Annotated in this window: 1 protein-coding gene; it reads right to left on the minus strand. The window is 51.2% G+C overall.

The features are described from left to right. Positions 1-7: 7 nt before the first annotated feature. Complete coding sequence (locus tag Q675_RS37765) at positions 8-511, minus strand: hypothetical protein (RefSeq protein WP_023012148.1); 504 nt, start codon at positions 509-511, stop codon at positions 8-10. Positions 512-903: the final 392 nt, after the last annotated feature.

Raw genomic sequence — 903 nt, forward strand, 5'->3', positions numbered from 1 at the left:
CAGTTATTCAGACCTTCCTTAGATCAAACGTTCGTCTGCAGCCATAAGTATCGAGCAAGCTCTCTCCATACCCTTCACGACTCATATCGATACCTGCTTGAGTCAGGGTTTGAATGATTTGATTCGTCATATCAGGGATAGTTTTGAGGATTTCAGCCAGTCTTGAGCGACACTTTTCGTCTTGCAGGCTGGCGACTGAAAGCCGATGGGCGACATCGTTCCTGATCGATTTGAACAGCATTAGTTGCTGTCGAATTGGCTGTCGAATAATTCCCAAACGGAAACACAACTCAATTTTTGCCGAAAAAGAACCGAGTGGAGCATACGCCCCATCAAGCAGGTCATCCTTTCTAGTGGAAGGACTGAGCAAAAATGCCTTCAAAATCTCGCCCAAGCTCTCATCTAATATGGACGCTGCAACAATGACTGCGCCGCGATCACTCTCTTTAGAAATCAGGTCATAATAGTCAGAGAGTAACTCAGCTGCTTCTGGGCCCGAAAATTCTGACATATCACCTCTTCGAGTTAACGCTGAGCACAGCGGCGACCTTGGAATGGCGACGAAGGAGCCATGGAAAGGGCGTCCGGCGGCCATCGGCCGCGTACTGCTGCGACTTGTTAAGGGCCTGTTCACCCTTGGTTTTTATTGGGCACCCAATGCTGAATGCCAACTCCCGATACTGTGTGCCAGCTTGACCCATTGCGCCAGGAACCAGGCCACCGAGTGAGCGGAAATTACCCGACGATTACGCCGGATTGCCCCGCGACCTGAACTCCAAATTACCCGCCGAAACCGTTGCCAAACTGAGGGCTGTTTTCTGCCTGCCGGCAACCTGCCAAACCGCGGCCAAACACCAAACCAAAGAACACCGGAGCAAGGCCTTTAATCGGGATAGGGAGGCA

Origin of the sequence: Marinobacter sp. EN3 (genome assembly GCF_000475315.1) — a bacterium.
Classification (GTDB): Bacteria; Pseudomonadota; Gammaproteobacteria; order Pseudomonadales; family Oleiphilaceae; genus Marinobacter; species Marinobacter nauticus.